Below are 26,778 nucleotides of genomic sequence, written 5' to 3' on the forward strand. Positions count from 1 at the left end.
GTTTGACATGTTGCAAACGAATTGGAATGATGCCAGCAATCAAATTCTCTTATGGCGGATTCCATGCGGCCGACCCTCGACAGCGACCTCCTGCGAACCTTCGTGGCGATTGCCGAGACCGGCAATTTCACCAAGGCGGCTGAGCAGGCCGGCCGCACCCAATCCGCGGTGTCGATGCAGATGAAGAAGCTCGAAGAGCTGATCGGCGCTAGCCTGTTCGAGCGCGGTTCGCGCGGCGTCGCGTTGACGCGGCGCGGCGGCGAACTCATCGTCAACGCCCGCCGCATTGTCTCGCTGCTCGACGAGACGTCGGCATCGATGGCGGCAGCGCCGCTTGGCGGGCCGGTGCGCATCGGCATTCCGGAGGAATATGGCCACGCCATCCTGTCGCGCGCGCTCGGCGCCTTCTCGAAGCGTCATACACAGGTCGAGGTCACCGTGCGCTATGCCCATTCCGGGGCACAGATGGCGGCGCTCGCTGCCGGCGAACTCGATCTGTGCGTGGTGTTCGAATGGCAGGATCCCGCCGGCGGCGAAGTGCTGATGCACGACCCGACCGTGTGGGTGACGTCGACCCTGCATCACATGCATGAGGAACAGCCGGTGCCGATCGCGCTCTACAACCGGGCCGGCTGGTGCAAGGACTTCGCCATCAAATCACTGGAGCAGCGCGATCTTGCCTATCGTGTCGCCTATACCAGCGACACCACCGGCGGCCTCAAGCTCGCCGTCACCTCCGGACTGGCGATCGCGCCGATTTCGCGCAGCAACATTCCGGATGGCTGTCGTGAACTGACCACAGCGGACGGATTCGGCGCCATCGATTCCTCCAACGTGGTGATGCACCGCAACCCCAATGCGTCAGGTGAGGCGATCGACGGCATGCAGGATGCGATCCGCGAAGCCTTCATCAACAGGCTCAGTCAGCCGGCGGCATCCTCGTAGAAATGCAGCCTGTTGCCGAACGGATCGGCGACCGATACCTCGCGGGTCTTCCAAGGCGTATCTTCCACGCCCGGCCTGGCGAAGCGGTAGTTTCTGCCGATCAGTTCGCCATGAAGAGCGGTGATGTCCTCGACCTCGATGCGCAGGGCGATGCCGGGTGCACCGTCGCCATGATGTTCGCTGAGATGCAGAACGCAGCCGTCGCGGCCGACCGCCATGTAAAGCGGCGCGTCGTCGGCGAAGCGATGTTCCCACTGCACCTCAAAGCCGAGGAAGCCGACATAGAATTCACGCGCCTTGGCAATGTCGAAGATGCGCAGGATGGGTGTGACGGCGCCAAGTCTGGGCATGGTGGTGCAACCGTGCGAGAGGTTTTCAGATGGGATGGACGCGGGCGGCAATCCCTTTATTTTTTCGCGATTCCGGACGGAAAACCGCTTCACACTTTTCCTGGAATTGCTCTATTTCAGCTCGAGCAGCCGTTCCAGATAGCTGCGTTCGATGTCAGGGCTGAGCGCATTGCCGAGCCGCTTGCGGATCGCTTCCAGTATCTGGCGGGCACGCTGCACGTCGATCTCGTCGGGCACCTTCACCGAATCGCCGAATTCGGGACCCTGGCTGGCGCGCGGCCGGCCTAGCGGATCACGGTCGGCGTTCTGCTGGCGGCCGCCTTCCTCGCCGCCGCCCTGGTCGCCCTGCATGGCCTGCATCTGCTTCATCATGTCCTTGGCGCCCTTGCGCAGCGCTTCCAGGGCCCGGCCCTGATGACCGACGGCCGCATCGCCTTCACCCTCGCCGAGTGCCTGTTCGGCATTGCCCATGGACTTGCCGGCCTCGCCAAATCCTTCATTGGGCTCCATACCCATGCCTTCGAGGCCCTTCTTCAGCTGATCGAGGTCGCTTTGCAGCTGGCCCTGGCCCTGCTGCAGCTGTTTCAGCGCATCGGCGAATTCCTGGGGTGTCATCGGCTTTTGCCGGGCGAGCGGATCGCGGTCTTCGCCGACGCCGGGTCTGTCCTCATCCTGGCCGCCTTCGCCGAGCTGCTCGTCACGGTTCTGCCCGCGCTGGCGCTCGCCGCGTTGCATCTGATCCATGCGGAAGGTGTCGTTCATCATCTCCTGCTGACGCCGCAGGATCTCACCCAGCTTGTCCATCTGCTGGCGCATCTCGCTGTCCTGCTGGCCGCCTTGCTGCTGACGGCCGGCTTGCAGATTGTTCATCATGTCCTGCAGTTGCGACAGCAATTGCTGGGCCTTGTCGCGATCACCCGACTTCGCCAGGTTTTCGATCTGGTCCATCATGCGATCGATGTCGCTCTGGCGCAGTTCCTGGCCATTCTGCTGCATCTGCGGGGCGTTGGGATTCTGCTTGGCGCGCTCCGCGAATTCCTGCAGGAACTGGTTCATCGCCTCGCGCAGTTCCTTCATCGCCTTTTCGATTTCGGCGTCGCTGGCGCCATTCTTGATGGCGTCCTGCAGCGCCTGTTGCGCCTGGCGCAGCCGCTTTTCGGCGGCCGAAAGATTGCCTTCCTCGATGCCGAGCGCGATTTCCCAGAGATAGGAGACCTCGCTGCGCAATTGATCGTCGCTCTCGGCCATCTTCAGCCGGGTGCGGGCGCTCATGATGGCAAGGTAGTGAGACATGCTGTCGAACGTGTCTTCCGGCCGCAGCGTGATGGCGTCCATCAGGTCGAGCACGCGCGGCTTGGCGTTGGCGTCGAGCGCCAGCAGGCGGCGCTGTTCGATCACGGCGCGTGCCAGCGGATTGGCGAAAGGCCGCTCCGGCATCAGCAGCGTCTTGGTTTCGCTCGATGCGGTGTGCCCGGCATCATCGGTGGCGACCAGCGTCAGCTTGATGCTGCTGCCGGCCCAGACATGCTCGGTCAGGTCCTTGGAGGTCTTGGCGGCGTTCGACTTGCCGCCGCGGCGCGGCAGCGTCAGCGGCATTTCAGGTGCACCGTACAGCGGGCGCGCATTGGGCGCCTGCGGATCGGCGAGCGCGAACACCGCTTTGGCGGTGGCGGCGCCATAGTCGTCGTCGATCTGGTAGTTTAGCTCGAAGGCGCCGTTTGCGGCGCGCTTGGGCTCGCCGACGAAGCGGATCTGCGGCGGCTTGTCCGATATGACCGCGAAGGCCCAGCGGCCGAGCTGGTCCTCGCCCGAGGTCAGCGTCAGCGTGCCGTCGCCGGTCAGCTTGCTGGTGAACTGGCGCACCTTGGACGGCGTCGCCGGGCTTGCAGCCGGCTTGGCGGCGGCCTGCGGCGTAGCGGGGTCGATGACGCGGGCGTTGCCATTCTTGTCGGCATAGCCGAGCGTTTCCTCGCCCGAGCCGCCCGTCACGCGCATCGAAACGTCACTGCCTTCGGGAACCGTAAAGGTCGGGATCGCCTGGTTGGCGTCGGCGGTCAGGAAGATCGGCGGCTTGCCGGTATAGGCCGGTGGCGTCACCCATGCATCGATGCGCGGCGGCACGATATCGCGCGCACCATGGGCATTGAAGCCGTCGCTGATCCTGCCGCCCGTCGGTCCGAAGGAGAAGGCGAAGGCGGTAACGAGCAAAAGGGCCGCCACCGCGCGCAGCCCCCAGGGGTCGCGCTCCGGCACGCGCGTGCGCGGCAGGTCGGCGCCAAGGTTGTCGAGCTTTCCAGCCATACGCTTCTGGTGTTCACGCCACAGCGCCTGCGAGAAGCTGCTTTCCCTGCCGCTGGGCCGGTCGGTCTGCACCAGGACCGGGCTGTGCAACAGTTGATTGGCGGCCTCTATGCGGCGGTCGATTTCGGCGGCGCCCGGCAGGCGGAAGAAGCGCAGCGGATAGAGCGCGGCCAGTGCCGCTATGGCAAAAGCAGCGACCAGGCCAACGCGCGCCATATCCGGCAGCCGGGAGAACAGCCCCAGCCAGGAGATGCTGAGGAACAGGCTGGCGACTATGACGAGCGGAAGCAGCAACGGCCAGCCGCGCTCGACCATCATCGAGACCCGCGTCGCCAACCGGCTCAAGGCCAGGCGTCCGGCCAGGCCGCGATCGCTGCTGAAGGTGGGTCGTTGCGTCATCGGCCCTTCCTTGAGCCTATCCCGAAAACCGGGATGCGGCCCTATCCCTTTGAGCATGATCTGTTCCGAAAGGGATTTCACTTTTCGAAATCATGCTGTGGAGCGGGCAGGATAGCCCGACGCCTCACGACTCAAAGAATACCAGCAAACACGGCAAAGGCGAGGCAGTTCGGAAAAACGTGAAGTGGACCGTTATAGTTCCATCCTGCATACCCTTTAGAAGGCAGCAGGCCCTTTAGAAGGTAGCGGGGTCCGCGTTCGCTCCGCAGACCAGCACGGCGACCCGTTCGCCCGCCGCCGGCGCATAGCGGCCCGACAGGACCGCGGCAAAGGCGGCGGCGCCACCCGGCTCGGAGATGATGCGGGCCCGGTTCCACAGCGCCTTCTGCGCGGCGATGATGTCGTCGTCACTGACCAGGATCGAGCGTTCGACAAAGGCTTCGGCAATCGGGAACATCATTTCGCCGACGCGCTTTGGCGCCAGCGAATCGGCGGCGATACCCTCGGCCGGCGCGTCGACGGGGTGTCCGGCCTCGAAGGCGCGATGAAGCGTCGGCGCTCCTTCCGGCTCGACGGCGATGATACGGATGCGGCCGGTAAACCAGGCAGCGATGCCGCCGATCAGGCCGCCGCCGCCGACAGCGACCAGCAGCGTGTCGATCTTAGGCAAATCGCTCTCAATTTCGAGCCCGAGCGTGCCCTGGCCGACGAGCGTTTCCTCCTGGTTGAAGGCATGGATCTGCAAGGCGCCGGTCTCCTCGGCGAACCGTTCGCTGGCCGCCAGCGCCTCGGCGTAGCGGGCGCCGCCGACGATCAGTTCGGCGCCGTAGGAGCGGATTCGCTCCAGTTTGGCTGGCGGGCTCACTTCGGGAACGAAGATGGTCGCCTTGTGGCCGAGCCGCATGGCGGCATAGGCGACGGCCGCGCCATGGTTGCCGCCCGATGCCGCTACGACACCGGCGTCGGGAACCGGCCGCTCCAGGAGATTGGTGAAGGCGCCGCGCGCCTTGAACGAGCCGGAATGCTGCAGGCATTCGAGCTTCAGGTCGACGGCCAGCGGCGGCTGATCGAAGTCGGCCATGTCGACGCGCAGCACCGGCGTGTGCCTGATATAGGGGCGGATGCGCGGTTCCATCGCGGCAATGCGCTCGCGTGTGACGGTGATGCCGTTCGTCATGATTGCTCCCTGGGACGGGTAGGTGTGTTTCCGGCGCTCCTATGCAAGCCAGTCGGGCATCGAATCCAGCCCAATCAGGTCGTCATAGGTCGGGCGTGGGCGCACGATGTGGAACCGGTCGCCGTCGACCAGCACCTCCGGCACCAGCAGGCGGGTGTTGTAGGTGCCGGCCTGCACCGCGCCATAGGCGCCGGCGGTGGAGACGGCAATCAGGTCGCCGGCCTTCAGCCTGGGCAGATCGCGGTCCAGGCCGATATAGTCGCCGGTCTCGCAGACCGGGCCGACCACGTCGACCATCATGCGCGGCGTGTCGGCCGGCGGCTGCACGACCGGACGGATGTCGTGGAAGGCGTCGTAGAGCGTCGGCCGGATGAGATCGTTCATGGCGGCATCAACGACGAGGAAGTTCTTGGCGTCGCCTTCCTTCACGAAAATCACTTCCGAGACGAGGATGCCGGCATTGCCCGATATCAGCCGGCCAGGCTCGAACATCACCTTCAGCCCGAGCTTGGTGACATGCTTCCTGACGATCTGGGCATAGGCGTCGGGCAGCGGCGGCGGGTTGTTGTCGATGCGGTAGGGAATGCCGAGCCCGCCGCCGACATCGATATGCTCGATGGCATGGCCGTCCGCCCGCAGCGCGCCGACCAGATCGACAAGCAGGGCGAAGGCATCGTCGAAGGGCTGCAGCTCGGTGATCTGGCTGCCGATATGGGTATCGATGCCGGTGATCCTGATGCCGGGAAGCTTTGCCGCGCGGGCATAAACCTGCCGCGCCCGCTGCCACGGGATGCCGAACTTGTTCTCGGCCTTGCCGGTGGAGATCTTCTTGTGGGTCTTGGCGTCGACGTCGGGATTGATGCGCAGCGAGATCGACGCCACCTTGCCAAGGGCGGTGGCTCGCGCCGACAACAGCTCGAGTTCAGGCTCGGATTCGACGTTGAAGCAAAGGATGCCGGCGGCAAGGGCAAAGTCCATTTCGCGCGCGGTCTTGCCGACGCCCGAAAACAGGATCTTGCCGGCCGGAATGCCGGCGGCCAGCGCCCGGCGCAATTCACCTTCCGAAACCACGTCGGCGCCGGCGCCGAGCTTGGCCAGCGTCCGCAGCACGGCCTGGTTGGAATTGGCCTTCATGGCGTAGCAGACCAGCGCGTCGAGCCCGGCAAAGGACTGGGCAAACACCCGGTAGTGCCTGGTCAGGGTCGCCGTCGAATAGCAGTAGAATGGCGTGCCGATCTGTGCGGCGATGTCGGGGATCGCCACGTCCTCGGCATGGAGCACGCCGTCGCGGTAGTCGAAATGGTTCACGAGAGTGGTTCCGGAAGTTGGGGCGCGATGAGATCGGGTTGAAAGGCCCGGCTCTCGTCGGCTCTAGATCAGCGGGTCGAGGATGAATTTCTTGTCCTTGACCGGTTTTTCCGGCTCCGGCGGCACGGGCTGGTGGGCCTTTGAGGCATCCTTGCGCGCCTGCACGGCCGCCTCATACGGCGTGTCGAGAGCGCCCCTCCTGCCGCAGGCCGAAACGGCCGCGATCGCAACCAGCAGCGTCAGCGTCACCAAAATCCTGCTTCCGGTCATCGATCCATCCGTCCGAAACGTTTGTCAGCCGCCGCTTTTAGCCGAGTTCTCGGCGCATTGCACCCCGGATATTGCTCGTCGCAATATCCGAGATATTGCCCGTCGCAATATCCGGGATATTACTGCGGAATATCCGGCATTACGCTTTCGCCAGCCGCTTTTTCCAGGCACGGATCTGCTTCCTCACTTCCGACGGCGCGGTGCCGCCGAAACTGGTGCGGCTCTTGACCGAGTTCTGCACCGCCAGCACCGAAAATATGTCGGCCGTGATGCCGGAATTGATCGACTGCAAATCCTCCAGTGAAAGCTTCTCCAGCCCCACCTTCCTGTCTTCGGCCAGCGCCACCGCCCGGCCGGTGACATGATGCGCCTCGCGGAACGGCAGGCCGAGCGTGCGCACCAGCCAGTCGGCAAGGTCGGTTGCTGTCGCGTGGCCGGAGCCGGCGGCCTTCTTCATCGCGGCCGCGTTGACCGTCATGTCCGAGACCATGCCGGTCATCGCCGCCAGCATCAGGTCGAGCGTCTCGGCGGCGTCGAACACCGATTCCTTGTCTTCCTGCATATCCTTGCCATAGGTCAAAGGCATGCCCTTCATCACCGTCAGCAGGCCGACCAGATGACCGGTGACGCGGCCGGTCTTGCCGCGCACCAGTTCGGCGGCATCGGGGTTCTTCTTCTGCGGCATGATGGAGGAGCCGGTGGAAAACGAGTCCGACAGCCTGACGAAGCCGAACTGCGGCGTCGACCAGATGATGATCTCTTCGGCGAGCCGTGACAGATGCGTGGCGCAGATCGCCGCCACGCCGAGGAACTCGAGCGCGAAATCGCGATCCGAGACGCTGTCGAGCGAATTGCGCATCGGCTCGCGGAAGCCGAGCGCCTTGGCGGTCCGGTGGCGGTCGATCGGGAAGCTGGTGCCGGCAAGTGCGGCGGCACCGAGCGGGCTTTCATCCATCCGCTCGATCGCATCGCGCACGCGCGACAGGTCGCGCGAAAACATCTCGACATAGGCCATGCAGTGATGGCCGAAGGTCACCGGCTGGGCCGCCTGCATATGGGTAAAGCCCGGCATCACGGTCGCGGCATGCTCCTCGGCCCGCTCCAGCAGCGCCTCGATCAGCCCTTTCAACGCCTCGGCGACGCGAAAGCATTCATCCTTGACCCACAGCCGCAAATCGACCGCGACTTGATCATTGCGCGAGCGGGCGGTGTGCAGCCGGCCGGCCGCCGGGCCGATCAGATCGGCGAGGCGCGCCTCGATGTTCATGTGGATGTCTTCGAGCCGTGTCGAAAACTCGAAGCTGCCGGCCTCGATCTCTTTCAGGATCGTGTTCAGCCCGTCAGCGATTTTTTCTTGGTCGGCCGCCGAAATAATGCCCGTTTGCGCCAGCATCTCGCTATGGGCGATCGAGCCTTTGATGTCCTGCGCATAGAGTTTGCGGTCGAAGGAGATAGACGCGTTGATCGCTTCCATGATCGCGGCCGGACCCGAGGCAAAACGTCCGCCCCACATCTGGTTGCTGGTTTTCTTGTCGCTCATGGCTATAACCCGTGCTTCGGAGCAGTTTTGAGAAAATGGCAGACGGTAGTAGATTCTTCCCGGCCCCGCGCCTGATCCTCGCCGCCTTGGTGGCGGGCGCGCTGGCGGGCGCGGTCGCGGTATATGTCAGCGAGAGCCGGTCTGGCAACAATGCACCGGCACAAGCTGCCGTGGGTGACAGCAGGGACGACGTGACCTGCGCGGCCAAGAGCGACCGCGCCAAGAAAGTCGCGGCGTCGGCCACCGGTGAGGTTGCGGCACTTTTGCCGGCCGATCCGCCTCAATCCCTGAAGAGCCTTGCCTTCAATGGTCCGGAGGGCAAGCCGATGACGCTTGCCGATCATGCCGGCAAGACGGTGCTGCTCAATCTGTGGGCGACGTGGTGCGCGCCGTGCCGTGCCGAAATGCCGGCGCTCGATGCGCTGCAGAAGGAAAAGGGCAGCGACTCCTTTGAAGTGGTCGCCGTCAACGTCGATGCCGGCGACGATGTGAAGCCGAAGAAGTTCCTCAGCGATACCGGCGTCGCGACGCTCGGCTATTACCGGGATTCGACGATGACGCTGTTCAACGACCTCAAGAAGCGCGGCTTGGCGCTAGGCCTTCCCGTCACCATGCTGATCGACGGCGAGGGCTGCCTGATCGCCCACATGAACGGCCCGGCCGAATGGTCGGGGCCGGACGCCAGGCGGCTGGTCGAGACGGCACTCAAGCCCGAGAGCCTGTAGTCTAGCGTGTGGCTAGCGCGGGTGCGGGCGCGAAGGCCAGAACGCTTCTGTCGCGCAGGCTGGCGGGTTTGCTGCCGGCAGCGGGTGCGACGACGCCGGTCAGATCGCCGAATTCCTCGATGAGAGCCGGCTTGCCGATATAGTAGCCCTGGCCGATCTCGCAGGCTTCGGCGTCCAGGAACTTCAGTTCGCCGAGCGTCTCGACACCCTCCGCCAGAACCGGCAGGCCGAGCCCGCGTCCAAGTCCCAGGACGGCGCGCACGATCGCCGCGACCTGGCCGTTCTTGTCGACGGACTTGATGAATGAGCCATCGATCTTGATCTTGTCGAAGGGAAAGGCGCGAAGGTTGGAGAGCGAGGAATAGCCGGTTCCAAAATCGTCCATTGCGACGCGCACGCCCAGCGCCTTGACCTGCCGCAAGGTGGCCAATGCCCGCGGCATGTCCTTGACAAGCGCCGTCTCGGTGATCTCAAGCTCGAGCCTGCCGGGCGCCAGGCCGGAATTCAGCAAGGTTTCGTGGACCTTACGGCTGAAATTCGTGTTGTGGAGCTGCACCGCCGAAACGTTGACGGCCACCGTCAGCGGATTTTCCCAGCGGGCGGCTTCCTCGCAGGCGGCCGTCAGCACCCATTCGCCAATCTGGCCAATGGCGCCGCTGTCTTCGGCGACCGGGATGAATATGCTCGGCGAGACGTCGCCGCGCGTCGGATGCCGCCACCGGACCAGCGCTTCGAAACCGACCATCTTCCCGCTGCTGATCTCCTTCTGCGGCTGGTAGACGAGGTAGAACTCCTGGCGCGCGACCGCCTGGCGCAGTTCGTGCTCCATCACGCGCTTGTCGCGGGCCTCGGCCCCCATCGAAGCTTCGAAATAGCGGTAGGTGTCCTTGCCTTCGGTCTTGGCCCGGTAGAGCGCGGTATCGGCGTGGCTTATCAGGCTGGCCTGGTTTTCGGCATCCGATGGATAAAGCGCAATGCCGATGCTGGCCGACACCAGGCCGCCGCCGACCGAGAGCCGGTTTTCCTCGCGCATGGCGGTCAGCACGGCGTTGGCGATACGGCCCGCCTCCAACGGGTCGGTCAGGTTCGGCGCGATGATGGCGAACTCATCGCCGCCCAGCCGCGCCACCATCTGCCCTTGGCGAAGAATGCCGGTAACGCAGTGCGCAACCTTCTGCAGCATGGCGTCGCCCGCGCCGTGCCCATACAGATCGTTGACCTCCTTGAACCGGTCGAGATCGAGCAGCAGAAGCGCAAGCTGACCGCCTTTCCTGGTCCGGCCCATCGCAGCAATTTCCGTCTCCAGCCGGCCGGAAAAGCTGCGGCGATTGGCCAGTCCGGTCAATGGATCGAAATGGGCAAGGCGCAGGATCTCCTGTTCCGCCTTCTTGCGCTCGCGAATGTCTCGGACCGCAACCACGTTGTGAGGCTTGCCACAATAGTCGATGCTCCTGGCGATCAGCTCGACAGGAATGCTCGTGCCATCGCGGCCGCTCAATTCGGCCTCCTGCGGCTGTTCGCCGAAGCCCGACATGTCGGATCCGAAGAGATCGCCAAGCTGCATTCCGTTCAGCGTCGCTGTTGCGATGCCCGTCAATGTCGCCATGCTGTCATTGGCACTGATGATGCGGTGGCCGTCGCAGACGATCAGCCCCTCCACGGCGGCATTGGCCAGACCGTGCATGCGGTCGACCTCGAGCTTCTGGCGACGGAAGCGCAAATCGATCCACAGCGCCGATGCCGACAGGACCAGGATCACCAATGTGGCGGCAGCGGCGGCGAAAGCCTGCGAGGTCGGCTCGATCGTGTATTCGGATATGACGATCGAGGGATCGGGGAAGATCGAGACAGCACCCATGCCGATGAAATGCAGGGTGCAGATTGCCAGCGTCAGCAGCACCGCGCCGCCGGATGTCGCCTTCAAGGAGGGACGGCGCTGCACGACACGCAGCGCCAGCGCCGCGAGCGTCACGCCGGCCAGAAGGGAAACGGCGACAAGCAACAGGTTCCACTCGATGCGGCCCTGAACCTCGAACGCCGCCATACCGATGTAGTGCATGGCCGCGATACCGCCGCCCAGCACGGCGCCGCCGACGAGATGATAGTCGAACTCATTCCGCAAGGTGGCGATCCACATGCCGGCTGCCGTCAGAGTGACCGAAGCAGCGAGCGAAAGCACGGAAAGTGCGGGATCGTAAGCACTGGGTATGCCCGGTGTGAATGCGAGCATGGCGATGAAGTGCGTTGCCCAGATGCCGAAGCCGGTCGAAGTGGCCGCGATCATCAGCCAGGCAAGCCGGTTCCGATCGGTGGAGCGGCTTATGTGATGAAGCAGGTTGACGGCAGAGAAACAGGAAATTCCGCAGATCAGCGCGGCGAGTGCGACCAGTCTCAGATCGTGTTCGTTGACGATACAATTGTAGACCGTCAGCATTTTATTTCACCTGATCTTTGGAAATAAACAGGGCAGCAGGATTGAGTAGCGCTTTGCCGTTGAGGGATCGATAAAGTCGCCTGCAACCTTGGCGTGTCTCTTCGGGTTGCAGCGGCTGCAATCAAGGCTGCCACCCCGAAAGGCAGCTTGGCAGTTCCGACGGTGGTTCCTGGCGCTTGTCGTCGCGCTAAGCCGGCTAACCGTGTGGCTTTCCATGCGTCCAAGCGGAGGCGAGGTGGCGTGAGGTAAAGGGGTGAAGTTCGTCGATCTGCAACAAAACCGTTGTCTGATTGTCATGAGCGACACATATTGCCTTTGCGGGAGTGCCCCTTTCGCCAATGACAAACGGGAGATGAAACATGAAGTCCTTCGGCTTCGCGGCCGGTGTTGCCGCCACCTTTATGCTGCTTTCCTCAACCTCCGCTTTTGCTGTCACGCAGATCAGTTGGTGGCACGCCATGACTGGCGCCAATGCCGAAGTTGTCGACAAGATCTCCAAAGATTTCAATGCCAGCCAGAGCGACTATGAACTCGTTCCGGTGTTCAAAGGCACCTACCCCGAGACGCTGAATGCCGGCATCGCCGCCTACCGTGCCGGCCAGGCGCCCGACATCATGCAGGTGTTCGACGTCGGCACCGGCGTGATGATGGCGGCCGAAGGCGCAATCAAGCCGGCAGCCGATGTGTTGACCAGCGCTGGAATGACCTTCGACAAGAGCCAGTATCTGCCAGGCATAGTCGGCTATTATTCGAAGCCGGACGGCACCATGCTCTCTTTCCCCTACAACTCCTCCTCGCCGATCCTTTATTACAACAAGGATATCTTCAAGAAGGCTGGTCTCGACGTCGACAGCCCACCCAAGACCTGGAATGAGGTGTGGGAAGACGCCAAGAAGATCAAGGCGAGCGGCGCGGCCGCCTGCGGCTACACCTCGACCTGGCTGACCTGGATCCATCTGGAGAATTTCGCGGCCTGGAATGACGTGTCATGGGCCACCCAGCAGAACGGTCTGGCCGGCGGCGATGTCGAGCTCAAGATCAATGCGCCGATTTTCGTCAACCACTTCCAGGCGCTGGCGGACCTCGCCAAGGACGGCACCTTCAAATATGGCGGCCGCACCTCCGAAGCCAAGCAGATCTTCCTCGCTGGCGAATGCGGGATCATGACCGAATCCTCCGGCGGCCTTGGCGATATCGTCAAGTCCGGCATGAATTACGGCATTGGCCAATTGCCCTATGACAGCGACGCCAAGGGCGCACCGCAGAACACGACGCCGGGTGGCGCCAGCCTGTGGGTTTTCGCTGATAAATCCGACGAGGAATACAAGGGCGTCGCGGCCTTCTTCGCCTACCTGTCGAAGACCGAGGTGCAAGAATACCTGCACCAGAAGTCGGGTTATCTGCCGGTAACGCTTGCCGCCTATGAAGCGACCAAGAAGTCCGGTTTCTATGACAAGAACGTCGGTCGCGAGACCCCGATCCTGCAGATGACGGGTAAGGCGCCGACCGACAATTCCAAGGGCGTACGTCTGCCGAACCTGCCGCAGGTGCGCGATATCCAGAACGAGGAGTTCGAAAAGATGCTCGCCGGCCAGCAAACCGCGCAGCAGGCGCTCGACAATGCGGTTACGCGTGGCAATGCGGCGATCAAGGAAGCGCTGGGGAATTAGAGCGAGCGCAGGTCCTTGCTCTACGGCGCATCCACCTGTCCTGCCAGGCATCTCCCCTCGGCGAGGGGAGTTTTGCCGTCCCTTGCGATTTCGCCAACGGTCGATGATGCCCAATCCGAAACGCTCGTCAAAGCCATGTTGGCGAAGAGGGATGCCACATCGTGCCGCCCGCCTCATCACCTCGGAATGGCTCCATGACCCCTCGCGTCGTGTTTCCCAACAAGATCCTTCCCTACCTGCTGGTGGCGCCGCAACTGGCCATCACGCTCGTGTTTTTCTACTGGCCGGCCGGCCAGGCGTTCTACCAATCCATGCTCAGGCAGGATCCGTTCGGACTGAGGACCAAGTTCGTCTGGTTCGCCAATTTCAGGAAAGTGCTTGCCGATCCGGCCTACCTGAACTCGATCAAGGTCACGGTGGTGTTTTCCCTTGCGACCGCTATCGTGGCCATGTGCGTGGCGCTCCTGCTTGCGGTCATGGCAGAGAAGGTGGTGCGCGGCAAAGGTCTCTACCGCACGCTCTTGATCTGGCCCTACGCAGTGGCGCCGGCGATCGCCGGTATGCTGTGGCTGTTCCTCTTTAACCCGTCGATCGGGTCGCTGGCCTACATGCTGAGGAGTTTCGGCATCGCCTGGGACCCACTGCTCAACGGCACCCACGCCATGATCCTGCTGGTGTCCGCCGCTGCCTGGAAGCAGATCAGCTACAATTTCCTGTTCTTCGTCGCCGGCCTGCAGGCGGTGCCGAAAGCCTTGATCGAGGCGGCGGCCATGGACGGCGCCGGCGAGACCAAGCGATTCTGGACCATCGTCTTCCCGCTGCTTGCGCCGACGACCTTCTTCCTGCTGGTCGTCAACACCGTCTATGCCCTGTTCGACACGTTCGGCATCGTCCATGCCGTCACCGGGGGCGGTCCGGGCAAGACGACTGAAACGCTGGTCTACAAGGTCTACAATGACGGCTTCGTCAATCTGATCCTCGGTGACTCGGCGGCGCAGTCGGTCATCCTGATGGTCATCGTCATCTCGCTCACGGCCATCCAGTTCCGCTATGTGGAACGCAAAGTCCATTACGGCTGAGGGCGAGCGATGATCGGCCAGTCACCGCTCCGCACCGTCATCGCCCACGCCGTGCTGATCCTCGGCATATTGACCGTTGCTTTCCCGATCTACTACACGTTCGTTGCCTCGACGCAGACGCTGCAAACGATCCTCAGGCCGCCATTGCCGCTCCTGCCCGGCGATCAGTTCTGGAACAATTACACCGAAGCGCTGTTCGGCGGTGTCGGCCGTATCGGCGGCGTCAGCGTCGGCAGGCTGCTGCTCAACACGACGATCATGGCGCTCGGCATCGCGGTGGGAAAGATCTTCATCTCGATCCTGTCGGCCTACGCGATCGTATTTTTCCGCTTTCCGCTGCGCATGACCTTCTTCTGGCTGATCTTCATCACCTTGATGCTTCCCGTCGAGGTGCGCATCCTGCCGACCTACAAGGTGATGGTCGATCTCGGCATGATCGACACCTATGCCGGCCTGATCATCCCGCTGATCGCCTCCGCCACCGCCACATTGCTGTTTCGACAGTTTTTCATGACCATTCCAGGTGAGCTGGTGGAGGCGGCGCGTGTTGACGGTGCGGGGCCGTGGCGCTTCTTCTTCGATATCCTGTTGCCGCTGTCGCGGACGAATATCGCGGCGCTGTTCGTCATCCTCTTCATTTATGGCTGGACGCAGTATCTGTGGCCGTTGCTCGTCACCAACAGCAGCAACATGAACACGATCGTCATCGCGCTCAGAAAGATGGTCTCCTTCGCCGATGCCGATACGCAATGGCACCTGGTCATGGTTACAGCGATGCTGGCCATCGTGCCGCCGATCCTGGTCGTGGTGCTGATGCAACGCTGGTTCGTTCGCGGCCTGGTCGATTCCGAAAAGTGAGAAGCTGATGGCGACCGTCGATCTGAAGGATGTGAAGAAGGTCTACCCCAGCGGTTTCGAGGCCGTGAAGGGCGTTTCAATCGCAGTTCCCGACAGGCAGCTTTGCGTGCTGGTCGGCCCATCGGGCTGCGGCAAGTCCACGCTGCTCAGGATGATCGCCGGGCTCGAAACCATCTCCTCGGGAACCGTTGCGATCGACGGCAAGATCGTAAACTCAATCGGTCCGACCGAGCGGGACATCGCCATGGTGTTCCAGAACTATGCGCTCTATCCGCATATGAAAGTCTACGACAATATGGCCTATGGGCTGCGCAACCGCGGCACGCCGAAAGATGAGATCGACAGCCGGGTCCGCGCGACGGCGAAAATACTCGAACTTTCGGCGCTACTCGACCGCCGTCCGCGCGAGCTTTCCGGCGGCCAGCGCCAGCGTGTCGCCATGGGTCGTGCCATTGTGCGCAACCCGAGGGTTTTCCTGTTCGACGAGCCGCTCTCCAATCTCGATGCCAAATTGCGTGGCCAGATGCGCGTCGAGATAAAGAACCTGCAACGCTCGCTTGGCGTCACGTCGGTCTATGTCACGCATGACCAGCTCGAGGCGATGACGTTGGCCGACATCCTCGTCGTCATGAACGGCGGACTGGTCGAGCAAATGGGGGCGCCGCTCGACATCTATGAAAGGCCGGCCTCGACCTTCGTCGCTTCCTTCATTGGCGCGCCGCCGATGAATCTCCTGGCACTGACCGAAAGCGCCTCGGGCGCGGTGCTCGCAGACGGCACGGCGATCGCTTTCGCACCTCGGGAGGCAAGAGCTGCGACCCTCGGTTTTCGGCCCGAGGATGCCGACGTCACCTTCAATGCGGAGGCGCCGCCCGGCGCCCTCGTCCTGCCGGCGCTGGTCGAGGCAGTCGAACCGGTAGGCGCCGAAAGTTTCCTTCACTGTGCGGCAGGCGGCAACCGTATCGTCGTGCGTGTCGCGGGTCGCGCCACCGCCACGGTTGGCAACCAATTGCGCGTGGTTGCCAAGGCAGAAAAGCTGCACTGGTTCGATCAGGCAGGAAAGCGCGTCGGCTAATCCAAAAGATGCCCAGAGCGTTTCACCGTTTCACGGAAACGGCGAGCTGCTCTAACTCTTTGTTTTGACGCAATTCCAGACGGAAAACCGCTTCACAGTTTCCTAGAATTGCTCCAGCATACGGTGTTCAGGCGAAGACATGCGCCTTTCCCGATACGGTCAGCCGGACGATCTCGCCGACCGCCGGCGCGTCCATGCCCGGTTTGCGCAGGACCAGCGGCGTGTTGCCGATCGCTGCCGCATCGGGCGGATCGGCATTGTTCAAGAGCCGCACCGCGACCGTGCACATCGAGCCGGCGAATTCGGATTCCGTCACTTCGCCGAACAGCATGTCCGAGGTGCCGGACATGCCCTCGCGCGACGTTCTCTTCAGCGCGATCTGCTCCGGGCGAAGCATGATACGGGCGATATCGCGGCTGTCATTGGTGTCGACCGCGATGCGGCCGAGCGGAGAGTTGGCGAATCCATCCGATATCTTTGCCGGCAGGATGATGGCGTCGCCAAGGAATTCGGCGATCATCCTGTCCTTCGGCTTGAGATAGAGCTCGCGCGGCGTGCCGATCTGCGAGAACCTGCCGTCGCGCATCACCGCGACCTGGCTGGCGAAGGACAGCGCCTCGGCCTGGTCGTGCGTCACCAGGATGGTGGTGATGCCGGCAGCTTCCAGAAGCTCGGCCACCGCCTTGCGCATCGAAGCGCGCAGGCCGGTATCGAGCGCCGAGAACGGCTCGTCGAGAAGCATCAGCCTGGGCTTCATCGCCATGGCGCGAGCCAGCGCCACGCGCTGCTGCTGGCCGCCGGAGAGCTCGTGCGGGCGGCGCTTGAGGATCGCCTTGTCGAGGCCGACGATATAGGCGAGCTCGACGATGCGCTCGGTGCGCTTGTCCTCGCCGCGACGCATGCCGAAACCGATATTGTCGCCAATGGTCAGATGCGGAAACAGGGCACCATCCTGCGCCACCACGCCGATGCCTCGCCGATATGCCGGCACCGCAGCGCCGCCATTGGCCAATATCGTACCGTCGAGCGTGATGTGCCCCTGGTCCGGCGCCTCGAAGCCGGCAATCAGCCGCAGCAGGGTCGTCTTGCCGCAGCCGGAAGGACCGACAATCGCCGTGCGGCTGCCGCTGGCGACGTTCAGGTCGACGCCGGCAAGGGCGGCCACCGGGCCGTACTGCTTGTGCAAGCCACCAATTTCGAGAAAGCTCATCGTCCGGCCATCCGTTTCGACTGGACATAGAGCAGCCAGGTCAAGGGCAGCGACATCGCCACCATGATGAAGGCGTAAGGTGCCGCGGAGGCATAATCAATCTCGCCGCTGTAGGACCAGAACGCCATCGCCAGCGTGCGGGTGCCGTTGGGTGCCAGCATCTGGGTAGCGGTCAGTTCGTTCATGATGCCGAGCGCCACCAGCGCCATGCCAGCCGCGGCACCCGGCGCCGACAGGCGGATCGTCGTCGACCACAGCGCCTGCAGCGGCCGGCGGCCGAGGCTGGAAGCGGCGCGTTCGAGCTCGACCGGTGCCTGCGCGATCGACGCCCGCAGGCTGACCAGCGCGCGTGGCAGGAACATCAGCGCATAGGCCACCAGGATGGTGAACAGGGTCTGGTAGAGCGGCAGCGCGATGCGCACCGTGATGGTGACCAGCGCCAGCGCTATGACAACCCCCGGCAACGAGCCGACAATGTAGTTGCAGCCCTCCAGCAGGCGCTGCAATGGCCCCGGGGCGCGGATCGAGATCCAGGCCATCGGCATGGCGGCGACGGTGGCGAGCAAGGCGCCGGCGAGCGCCAGGAACAGCGTCTGGCCAAGCGCCAGGCCGATCTCGTCCAGGCGCCAGACAGCGGCGCCGCCGGCGATAAGCCAGCCGCCGATGGTGACGAACGGCACGCCGAGCGCCAAAAGCGTGGTGACGACAAGCAAGAGCAGGCTCGGAATGGTGGCGCGCCCGAGGCTTGCGCGTTGCTGATGGCGCGCCGCACCCGAGCCGACGCGGGCATAGCGCTCCTCGCCGCGCACCAGCACTTCGAGGCCGAGCAGCACGAAGCAGCAGCTGACCAGCACGCCGGCCAGCATGTTGGCGGCCGGTCCATTGAAGGTCGACTGGAACTGGTCGACGATCGCCGTGGTGAAGGTGTCGAAGCGGATGAAGACATAGAGGCCGTACTCGGCCAGCAGATGCAGGCCGACCAGCAGCGAGCCGCCGCAGATGGCGAGCCGCAATTGCGGCAGCACGACCCGCCAGAACACGCGTCGGGGTCCAAGGCCGAGTGCGGCGGCGGCGTCCTCGAGGGCGGGATCGAGACGGCGCAATGCCGCCGACACCGGCAGATACAGGAACGGGAAATAGGCGATAACGGAAACCAGCACGCCGGCCCACAGGCCGTGCAGTCCCGGCACCATGGTGATCCAGGCGTAGCTGTGGACGAAGGCGGGGATGGCGAGCGGCGCCACGCACAGCCAGGACCAGATCCGGTCGCCCGGCAGGTCGCTGCGCTCGGTCAGCCAGGCCAGCGCAACCGACAGCACGATGGTGATCGGCACCGAGAGCGCGACCAGCAGGACAGTGTTGACCAGAAGCTCGCCGACACGCGGCCGGAAGACCAGCGCCGCGACGGTTTCCCAGCCGGTCTGCACCGCGATCCAGATGATGAAGGCGAGCGGCACCAGCGCCAGCAGCGCAACGAAGATGGCGGCGAGGACCAGCCACAGCGGTGCGCGTCGCCGGGCCCTTCGGCCTGTGCCCGAAGGCAGGCCCGAACGCGCGAGATCGACCGCGGACTGCATCAGGTCAGACGCCGTGCCGTTGCCGTCCAGCGGCAGCAATTGAAGGACCGCGATCGCGGTCGGGAACACAGCGTGTCGTCATCGACGAATGCCATCTCGAAAAACAAAATCACTCCCGCGGAAGGCGAATTCCCGCGGGAGCGTGGTCGGGTGTCCTTTTAGGACGAATGGCAACTAAAGCAAGCCGGCTGCCGTCATCAGGTCGGTGACCTTCTTGGAGTTCAGCGTCGTGGCATCGACCTTCGGCGCCTGCAGATCGGCGAGCGGCACAAGCTTCGGGTTGGAGTCCGCACCCTTGCCGACCGCGTATTCGAAGGAATCGCCTGTTTTCAGCACGTCCTGACCGCCCTTGCCGGTCAGCCATTTCAGGAACGCCTGGGCTTCCTTGGGATGCTTGCTGGAGGCCAGCACGCCGCCGCCGGAGATCGAGACGAAGGCGCCCGGATCCTGGTTCTTGAAATAGTGCAGCTCGACATTCTTGCTGTTTTCGCCGGTCTTGGCCTGATCGCCGAAGTAGTAATAGTGATAGATGACGCCGCCTTCGATCTCGCCGGCATTGACCGCCTTCATCACTGTGCTGTTGCCCTTGTAGGCGGTGAAGTTGGTTTTCATCGCCTTCAGCCAGTCGGCGGTAGCGGCTTCGCCCTTGAGCTGGAGCAGGGCGCTGACGATGGCCTGGAAATCGGCGCCCGACGGGGAGGCGGCCCAACGGCCCTTCCAGCTCGGATCGGCGAGGTCAAGCATCGACTTGGGCAGCTGGTCGGCGGTCAGCTTGGTTTTGTTGTAGGCAAAGACCGTGCTGCGCGCGGCGACGCCGACCCATTTGCCGCTGGCCGGCTGATAGTCCTGCGGAACCTGTGCCAACGTGTCGGCATCGACCGGCGCGAACAGGCCGGCGCTCTCGACCAGCGCCATGGCTGGTGAGTTTTCCGTCAGGAACACGTCTGCGGGTGAAGCAGTGCCCTCGGCGACGATCTGATTGGAGAAGTCGCTGTCGCCGCCATTGCGCACTGTGACCTTGATGCCCGTTTCCTTGGTGAAGCCTTCGGCCCACGCCTTGGTCAGGCTTTCGTGCTGGGCGTTATAGACAATGATGCCGGCATCCTCGGCCATCGACGGGCTGGCGATCAGCATGATTGCCAGCGCCGTGGCGCCGGCGAGGGTGGAAAGAGCATATTTCATGACATTGTCCTAAAGTTCGGGTTGGCACCGGCTCACCTACCGATACCTGACAGGCTTAGTCAACATTGGTGATCTGCTTCAATCGGTCGCTGAAGCACAAACGCTTGATATCGGGCTCACAATTCCAAGTATGAAGGGACGCGAATGGCGTGCCGAATTCAAACCGATGGTTGATCCGCGGGCCGGATGAATGGGGCGGCTTGCAGACCGTGGAAAAGCACCGAATGCCGCCTGACGACCCTGGGAAGGTCCAAGCACCAGCCTTTGGCCTGCGTGAACAAGGCCTCCAGCAGTACAGCTATTTCTAACCGGGCGACGTGTTGACCCAGACAGGCATGCAGTCCGGTGCCAAAGGCAAGGGCCGACGAAATGCCGGAACCCAAATCCAACCGGTCGCCCGCCGGGAAAACAGAAATGTCTCGATTGGCGCTCGCCAGCACGGGTACGACGGCCTGCCCGGCTTTTATGGTTGCGCCACCAAATTGCATATCTTCCGCGGCGATGCGCGCTCCGGCATAGTGAACCGGAGCGCAAAAACGGAGCAGCTCTTCGGCTGCTGAAAACCAACTGACTTTCCCATCTTCAAGCAGCGAAAGCTGTTCTGGGAAGCGTGCAAGCGCGACCAGCGCATTGCCGAAGGTATCGACGACTGTCGCCTGCCCGGCAAAGAGCAGGAATACGATGTTTGCAACGGCATCGTCTCTCAGCCAGCGGCCAGCCTCGACTTCGGCAAGCATCTGAGCTGAAATACCGTTTGGGCGCACAGTACCGTGTTCTATCACGCTGGATACCCATGCCTCCAACCGGCGGCAGGCATCGTTTGCGTCTTCGTCTACGCCGCCGGCCCTTATTTCCAGGGCGTTGGCCATAAGCTGTGCGTCGGCGCCAATCCGCCAGGGATCGTCCATGTCGATACCAAGGATCTGTTCCAGGCCTGAAAACGCTAGCGGCAGGCCTATATCACGAACCGCGTCGAACTCCGGTTTTTGTACAGCTGCCTGCGTAAGTTCCGACGCTTTGGCCGCAAGCCGGTCGAATAGCCCGTTGCTGGAGGAAAAGCTTAGCGAACCAGCCAATGGGCGGCGCAGGCGCATGTGCCGCGGCGGGTCGGACAGCAGCATGGAACGGGTCAACAGGTCCAGGGCCGGATTGGCGCTGATCTTTTGCCTGACCTCCTGATAGGCGCCCGGCGGTGCCTGCAGCAACAGCGGGTGTTTCAAGGCCTGGGAAACAAGCGCATGGCTGAACACGTAGAAGGCTTCACCGACCTCGGGATAAGGAGGTTTGCCCCAACTGGCGCCTCCTGAACTCCGACGACGGGCGAATTCGGGAAACGCATCGCTGCCATGGGCGATGGGGTCAAATAGATCAGCCTGATCTGTCATCGGGCAAGATCGACAGCAAAGATAACGCGAAATCCGCCGGAACTCATGTCTTCAGGTAGAAAATCGGACGCGAGATGTAGAAATTCGCACCGGAGAACACGGTTATAGAACCGCAGTAGCGGATCCCTCGTTATGGATTCCACCGAAGGCATGACACCGGTCCGATGCCAATCGTCGATGGTCCGACGAAATTCCGGATCCGGCCGAACCTTGTCGGGCAACTCGTCCTGTGCTCCCGCGTAGGACGGGCAACGTCCGTCGCCGACCAACCAACGCGCACCGACCTGCCGTCCATAGTCAGACATTTGCGACAACAGGCGGCGTGCCATGTCGGTGCCGCGGAATTCGGGTCGCACACCAAGATTGTACACGTAGAGTGACCGTGCAGGTTGGCTCCTGGCAAGCGAAGAGTAGGCGGAGAAGGTCTTGGGGAACCTTCCCGTATCGTGCGGATCTTGGCTGGTTTCCACGAAGCAGATCGCGCCGGCAACAAGGTTCTCAACCATGGCCAGGATCATTGTATGCCCGAGCGAAAGCCGGTGGTGAATTGTTTTTTCGCTGGCACCGAGTCGTCCCCAGGCCGCGGCCTCCATCGCGGCCATGCCCGGAACGTCGTCCGCCATAAGCTGTTGAAATACGATCATCTTCATCGTCGAAAGGCGGCTCGTAATTGCGATATCGAATCGATAATTTTCTGATACCAGCTGTTGATGAGTGCATGAGTAGGGGCGGGTTGTCTCATGATCTTCTATGTTTGCCATCGCTTGCATGCCTATACCCTGGCAAGCCTGCTACTCTATTTTCGAACAGATTTGCAGGGTTCTGTGCGCTTTGTCCCCTATGACGAACGGGAGCATCTGGTTGAGATTTCCAGAGGCACCGTTCTTTGGACGGATTTGGACCGACTGAGCGAAGCAGAGATTGAAGCATGCTCCAATCTCAGCCAGCGGATGAAGTCGCAGCAGCCTGATCTGTTTCAACTCAACCATCCCCGAAAAAGCCTTCAGCGTTTCGATCTGTTGCGTATGCTGTTCGCGGACGGCATCAATGATTTCAATGTATACAGACCCGAAAGTCTGCCGGCGGGAATGCGTTTCCCTGTCTTTCTGCGTGACGAGACGGGCGCCGCTTATAAAGTGCCGCCGCTGTTGCAATCGCCAGCGGAACTCGGCGAGGCGCTCTCGAACCTGGGTACGATGAATTTTGTTCGCCCCATAGTGGTGGAGTTTGGAGCAAAGGCTGGTGCCGATGGCAGCTACCGAAAATACTCGGCATATCGGATCGGCGAGCGCAGTTATGCGCAACACTGCTTCGCCAGCAAGGAGTGGTTCATAAAGGTACAGGGAGGCGGTATGTCGGGGCAACATCGGGTCGAGCATACCGCCTTTGTGCGCGACAATCCGCATGCGGTAGAGCTGATGCCGATTTTCGAGAAGGCGGGGATCTCATATGGCAGGATCGACTACACCATTGTCGATGGTCGTATCCAGGTTTTCGAGATCAACACCAATCCCACTGTATTGAACGACCCGCCCACACCCTTCGACAGATACGATTCGTTGCCTTACGCCAACATGCATGCAGATGCCTTGGCACAGCTGCCATATGCTAACGATCCCCTATCCACTCCGGTTATCGATGAGACACATCTCCAGATCTTGGGCCGCCTGAAAAACAAGTACCGTCGCAGACGGATGAAGCTGACCGTTCGAAAGGGCTTCAGGTCTTTCCGGGACGCCATGTTCGGCGACAAGCCTTGAGTTCTCGAACAAGAGCGCTGGGCAATATCGCACTGGCGATCGGCGCGCGGTGTGCCGCAATCTTTCGTGATTTGCCGATAGTTTGGCTTGGACATTATTTCGCCGGCCACGTAACAAATCAGCGCCGAGACGCGAAATTCGGGGGAGTGAACTCTTGTGAGCGGCAAGGACGAGGCCGAACTTTCCCGGCTGATGCGGGCCGCGATCGCGGGAGATGAAAGGGCTTACGCCGACTTTCTGCACCGGATTGCCGCGCTGGTTCGCGGTTTTGCCAGGCGCAAGATCGTGCAGGGCGGGGTCGATCCCGAGGATGTCGTGCAGGAAACCTTGCTGGCCATTCATGTAAAACGACATACCTGGCGCCAGGATGCGCCGGTGTTGCCGTGGATCTACGCGATCGCCCGCTTCAAGCTGATCGATGCGTTCCGGCGGCGAGGACGGCGCATCGAGATCGATGTCGACGATATCGCCGAGACGTTCGCCGAGCCGGAAACCGAGACCGTCAGCGAGCGAGACATCAACCGGGCATTGGACAGCCTGTCGCCAGCACAGCGCTCCGTGGTCTCGGCCGTGTCGGTGGAAGGGCGGTCCATCGGTGAGACGGCGGCGAAGTTCGGCATCAGCGAGACGGCGGTGCGTGTGTCGCTGCATCGCGGACTTGCCGCGATAGCCAAGCGATTCGGGCAGGGGCGGTTCGGGCGGGAATGACATGAGGACGGATGATCTCATCAAGGCGCTGGACGCCGACGCAAGCAGCAAGGCAATCCCGCTGCTGTCGGCCTGGTGGCTGGCCGCCGGTGCGGGGGCGGTGATCGCGGCCGTCGTATTCCTGCTGACCATCGGCCCGCGCCCGGACTTCATGGCGGCCGCTCACACGATGCGCTTCCTCTCCAAATTCGTCTTCACCATCGTGCTGGCCGTCAGCGCCTTCGCCCTGATCCGCGCCTTGTCGACGCCGGGCGCCTCGACGGGCCGGGCAATGGCCTGGATGGCCGCGGCGCCCGTGCTGGTCGCCGTGGCGGTGCTTCTTGAGCTTTTCATGGTGCCGGAGGCGCTGTGGGGTACACGGATGGTCGGCTCCAACATGATGCTCTGCATGGGCTTTATCCCGCTGATCGGTATTGGCCCGCTTGCCATCTTCCTGTGGATGCTGCGCTATGGCGCGCCGACACGGCCGGTGCTTGCCGGTGCGGTGGCGGGTCTGCTCGCCGGCGGGCTGGCGGCAACCTTCTATGCCGCGCACTGCTTCGACGACTCGCCGCTTTTCGTCGCCACCTGGTACACGGCAGCGATCGCAGGGCTCGCATTGCTCGGTGCGCTCGGCGGACGGTTTTTCATACGCTGGTAGCGTTTCGCAGCGATCGCGGACCCGTGCACCGATCCTTAATCATGCCGGCAATTGTTTGCCGGTTAGCGACCACGCCGGCATGCCGGACGCAACCTTTCCTTAAAATCGATCCGCCAAGGTTGATGCGAGAACATGCGTTTGCGCACGGGGGTGGCACGTATCGTGATGTGGCGAGGATTGACCAGCCGAAAATCTCTTGGGCATGCAGGGCTGGCGTTGCTCGTCGCCGGCCTGGGCGTGCTGGCGACCTCGATCCTGCTGTCGAGCCTGGATTTCGGCACCGAAGCGTTGAGGCTCTGCCTGCAGATCGCGGTGGCGGTGGCGGCGGGCGCGCTGTTCCTCGCCGCCCTGTCTATCCGCAGGATCAGCAGGGATCGCCAGCAGATCGCCGAGAGCGAGCTGCGCTTCCGCCGCGCCATGGAGGATTCGGCGATCGGCATCGTGGTTGTCGGTCTCGACGGTCGCATCCGCCAAACCAATCCGGCCTTCGCCGCCATGCTTGGCTACACAAGCGAAGAGATCGAGGCGCTGACTTTCTTCCAGATCACGCATCCCGACGATCTGCTGATCGGGCGGGAGACGATGGACGATCTGAAGGCGGGCACGGTCAATTCCTTCCACTTCGAGAAGCGTTATCTCAGGAAGGACGGAACGCCCGTCTGGGCCCATCTTGCCGGTTCGGTCATTCGCGATGAGACCAGCGGCCGCCCGCTCTATCTCGTCTCGCAAATCGAGAACATCGACGCGCGCAAGCAGGCCGAGGCGCGCATTGCCGAGGCGGAGACGCGTTGGAATTTTGCTCTGGCTGGTGCCGGCCAAGGCGTCTGGGACCTCGACATGCGCAAGGGGGGCACGACCTATTCCTCGACCTGGGTCAGGATGCTGGGCTATGCGGATGGCGAGCTCGATGGCGACACCGATCGCTGGCTGACGATGATTCATCCCGACGATCGCGAGACTGTCGCCGAAGCCGATCGCGCCCATCTCGAGGGCAAGACACCGTTCTTTGAAGCCGAATTCAGGATGCGCCACAAGGATGGCCACTGGATGTGGATACTCGACCGCGGCAAGGCCATCGAACGCGACGAGGATGGACGGCTGATCAGGGCCATCGGCAGCCTGACCGACATCACCCGCCGCAAGGAGGCCGAAGAGCGCCTTACTGTGTCGGCGGCAATGCTTGCCGACGAAAAGGAGCGGCTGAGGGTGACGCTGCAATCAATCGGCGATGCCGTCATCTGCACCGATGCCGCAAACCGTATCACCTTCATGAACCCGGTCGCCGAAAAGCTGACCGGGATTGCCGGCGGCGAGGCTCTCGGCAAGATGCTTGGCCATGTCTACTGGGCGGTCGACGAGGAGACGGGGCACAGGATCGGCGTCACCCGGCCCGCGGTTGGCGTTCATGCGCCCGCCGACCAGAACAGCCGCGCCGTCCTGATCCGGCGCGACGACACGCGCTGCAGCATCCGCCAGGTGGTGTCGCCGATCATCAACGAACGGAACGAATTCTGCGGGCTGGTCATCGTCTTCCAGGACTTTACCGATGCGCGCGCGCTGCAGCGCCAGCTGGCGCACGCCGCGGCACACGATGCGCTGACCGGCCTTGCCAACCGCTCGAGCTTCATCCGCGCCATGGAAGACCTGGTCGGCCAGGCGCGCAAGGACGGCACCGCCGACACGACGAAGTCGGTCGGAGGCGCCGGACATCAGTTCATGTTCATCGATCTCGACCACTTCAAACTGGTCAACGACACCGGCGGACACGCGGCGGGAGACGCGCTGCTGAAGCGGGTTGCCGAGGCGATTCGCGGCGTGCTTGGTCCAGACGATATCGTCGCTCGCCTCGGCGGCGACGAATTCGCGGTCATTCTGAAATCGGGTTCGGCAGCCGGCGCCAAGATCGCGGCACGCTCCATCATCGATGCGATCGGCGGGCTGGACTTCACCTGGGACGGCCGTCCTCACGTGATCGGCGCCAGCATCGGACTGGCTGCGATCAATGCCAATTGCGGCGAGGTCGACGAGATCATCGCGAGAGCCGATGCGGCCTGCTATGCGGCCAAGGCGGCCGGCCGCGGCTGTGTCTCCGTGGCGTCCGACGCACGGATCGTGGAGGGCCGGACAGAGCCGCTAGCGGCGGCCTCCTGATCGAGCCTGTCAACCGCCGATCCGAAGGCTTGTC

22 protein-coding genes are annotated in these 26,778 nt (G+C 62.9%); 10 read left to right on the forward strand and 12 right to left on the reverse strand.

Going from position 1 to position 26,778, the window contains the following annotated elements:
- Positions 1-63 precede the first annotated feature (63 nt).
- Positions 64-945 carry a LysR family transcriptional regulator gene (locus AC0L3E_RS28010; RefSeq protein ID WP_292633814.1) on the forward strand — a complete coding sequence of 294 codons (882 nt, stop codon included), beginning with the start codon at positions 64-66 and terminating at the stop codon, positions 943-945.
- Here the strand turns inward: AC0L3E_RS28010 and AC0L3E_RS28015 are convergent.
- From AC0L3E_RS28015 to argH, 6 genes are all read right to left on the reverse strand, one after another.
- Positions 924-1,295 (reverse strand): glyoxalase superfamily protein, encoded by a 372-nt coding sequence (locus tag AC0L3E_RS28015; RefSeq protein WP_473606106.1) that lies wholly within the window; start codon positions 1,293-1,295, stop codon positions 924-926. The two genes, AC0L3E_RS28010 and AC0L3E_RS28015, sit on opposite strands and share 22 nt — an antisense overlap.
- A 111-nt stretch (positions 1,296-1,406) precedes the next feature.
- Positions 1,407-3,995 carry a TIGR02302 family protein gene (locus AC0L3E_RS28020; protein ID WP_473606107.1) on the reverse strand — a complete coding sequence of 863 codons (2,589 nt, stop codon included), beginning with the start codon at positions 3,993-3,995 and terminating at the stop codon, positions 1,407-1,409.
- Between the two features lie 235 nt (positions 3,996-4,230).
- Positions 4,231-5,172 carry a threonine/serine dehydratase gene (locus AC0L3E_RS28025; RefSeq protein WP_352582059.1) on the reverse strand — a complete coding sequence of 314 codons (942 nt, stop codon included), beginning with the start codon at positions 5,170-5,172 and terminating at the stop codon, positions 4,231-4,233.
- Positions 5,173-5,211: 39 nt separating this feature from the next.
- Positions 5,212-6,480 carry a diaminopimelate decarboxylase gene (gene lysA / locus AC0L3E_RS28030; protein ID WP_127331562.1) on the reverse strand — a complete coding sequence of 423 codons (1,269 nt, stop codon included), beginning with the start codon at positions 6,478-6,480 and terminating at the stop codon, positions 5,212-5,214.
- Between the two features lie 63 nt (positions 6,481-6,543).
- A complete protein-coding gene (gene lptM / locus AC0L3E_RS28035) occupies positions 6,544-6,750 on the reverse strand; it encodes an LPS translocon maturation chaperone LptM (protein ID WP_023811112.1) in 207 nt (68 codons plus the stop codon).
- Positions 6,751-6,889: 139 nt separating this feature from the next.
- Positions 6,890-8,290, reverse strand: coding sequence for an argininosuccinate lyase (gene argH, locus AC0L3E_RS28040; protein WP_127408624.1), 1,401 nt, complete (start codon positions 8,288-8,290; stop codon positions 6,890-6,892).
- A 35-nt stretch (positions 8,291-8,325) separates the two neighbouring features.
- Between argH and tlpA the strand changes: the two genes are divergently transcribed.
- Positions 8,326-9,015, forward strand: a complete 690-nt coding sequence (tlpA, locus tag AC0L3E_RS28045) for a thiol:disulfide interchange protein TlpA (protein ID WP_473606108.1) — start codon at positions 8,326-8,328, stop codon at positions 9,013-9,015.
- A gap of 1 nt (position 9,016) precedes the next feature.
- Here tlpA and AC0L3E_RS28050 read toward each other — a convergent pair whose 3' ends face one another.
- Complete coding sequence (locus AC0L3E_RS28050) at positions 9,017-11,449, reverse strand: sensor domain-containing diguanylate cyclase (RefSeq protein ID WP_292455524.1); 2,433 nt, start codon at positions 11,447-11,449, stop codon at positions 9,017-9,019.
- Positions 11,450-11,808: 359 nt separating this feature from the next.
- On the opposite strand from AC0L3E_RS28050, the gene ugpB reads away from it, so the two are divergent.
- From ugpB to AC0L3E_RS28070, 4 genes are all read left to right on the forward strand, one after another.
- Positions 11,809-13,119: a sn-glycerol-3-phosphate ABC transporter substrate-binding protein UgpB gene (gene ugpB / locus AC0L3E_RS28055; RefSeq protein ID WP_023811116.1), complete on the forward strand. Its 1,311-nt coding sequence runs from the start codon at positions 11,809-11,811 to the stop codon at positions 13,117-13,119.
- Between the two features lie 194 nt (positions 13,120-13,313).
- Complete coding sequence (gene ugpA / locus AC0L3E_RS28060) at positions 13,314-14,198, forward strand: sn-glycerol-3-phosphate ABC transporter permease UgpA (RefSeq protein WP_023811118.1); 885 nt, start codon at positions 13,314-13,316, stop codon at positions 14,196-14,198.
- Positions 14,199-14,207: 9 nt separating this feature from the next.
- Positions 14,208-15,056: a sn-glycerol-3-phosphate ABC transporter permease UgpE gene (gene ugpE / locus AC0L3E_RS28065; protein WP_473606109.1), complete on the forward strand. Its 849-nt coding sequence runs from the start codon at positions 14,208-14,210 to the stop codon at positions 15,054-15,056.
- A gap of 7 nt (positions 15,057-15,063) precedes the next feature.
- Positions 15,064-16,131: a sn-glycerol-3-phosphate import ATP-binding protein UgpC gene (locus tag AC0L3E_RS28070; protein ID WP_127268505.1), complete on the forward strand. Its 1,068-nt coding sequence runs from the start codon at positions 15,064-15,066 to the stop codon at positions 16,129-16,131.
- A 127-nt stretch (positions 16,132-16,258) separates the two neighbouring features.
- Here AC0L3E_RS28070 and AC0L3E_RS28075 read toward each other — a convergent pair whose 3' ends face one another.
- From AC0L3E_RS28075 to AC0L3E_RS28095, 5 genes are all read right to left on the reverse strand, one after another.
- Positions 16,259-17,341, reverse strand: a complete 1,083-nt coding sequence (locus AC0L3E_RS28075) for an ABC transporter ATP-binding protein (protein ID WP_473606110.1) — start codon at positions 17,339-17,341, stop codon at positions 16,259-16,261.
- The gene (locus tag AC0L3E_RS28080; RefSeq protein WP_164898727.1) at positions 17,338-18,918 is read right to left on the reverse strand and encodes an ABC transporter permease; all 1,581 of its coding nucleotides are present in this window, start codon (positions 18,916-18,918) and stop codon (positions 17,338-17,340) included. The genes AC0L3E_RS28075 and AC0L3E_RS28080 overlap by 4 nt, the downstream gene beginning before the upstream one ends.
- Before the next feature lie 174 nt (positions 18,919-19,092).
- On the reverse strand, positions 19,093-20,100 hold the full coding sequence (locus tag AC0L3E_RS28085; protein ID WP_127268508.1) for an iron ABC transporter substrate-binding protein: 1,008 nt from the start codon (positions 20,098-20,100) through the stop codon (positions 19,093-19,095).
- Positions 20,101-20,258: 158 nt separating this feature from the next.
- Positions 20,259-21,485, reverse strand: coding sequence for a cytochrome P450 (locus AC0L3E_RS28090; protein ID WP_128309072.1), 1,227 nt, complete (start codon positions 21,483-21,485; stop codon positions 20,259-20,261).
- Complete coding sequence (locus tag AC0L3E_RS28095) at positions 21,482-22,135, reverse strand: N-acetyltransferase (protein ID WP_127318816.1); 654 nt, start codon at positions 22,133-22,135, stop codon at positions 21,482-21,484. The genes AC0L3E_RS28090 and AC0L3E_RS28095 overlap by 4 nt, the downstream gene beginning before the upstream one ends.
- 90 nt (positions 22,136-22,225) lie before the next feature.
- On the opposite strand from AC0L3E_RS28095, the gene AC0L3E_RS28100 reads away from it, so the two are divergent.
- The 4 genes from AC0L3E_RS28100 (at position 22,226) to AC0L3E_RS28115 (ending at position 26,744) form a co-directional block, all read left to right on the forward strand.
- A complete protein-coding gene (locus tag AC0L3E_RS28100) occupies positions 22,226-23,245 on the forward strand; it encodes a hypothetical protein (protein ID WP_473606111.1) in 1,020 nt (339 codons plus the stop codon).
- A gap of 156 nt (positions 23,246-23,401) precedes the next feature.
- Entirely contained in the window at positions 23,402-23,953 is a 552-nt protein-coding gene (locus tag AC0L3E_RS28105) for a sigma-70 family RNA polymerase sigma factor (protein WP_127379999.1), read from the forward strand.
- Between the two features lies 1 nt (position 23,954).
- Positions 23,955-24,593 carry an NrsF family protein gene (locus AC0L3E_RS28110; RefSeq protein ID WP_127331580.1) on the forward strand — a complete coding sequence of 213 codons (639 nt, stop codon included), beginning with the start codon at positions 23,955-23,957 and terminating at the stop codon, positions 24,591-24,593.
- A gap of 132 nt (positions 24,594-24,725) precedes the next feature.
- Positions 24,726-26,744: a PAS domain S-box protein gene (locus AC0L3E_RS28115; RefSeq protein WP_473606112.1), complete on the forward strand. Its 2,019-nt coding sequence runs from the start codon at positions 24,726-24,728 to the stop codon at positions 26,742-26,744.
- Positions 26,745-26,778 lie beyond the last annotated feature (34 nt).

Source organism: Mesorhizobium sp. WSM4822, assembly GCF_055811155.1.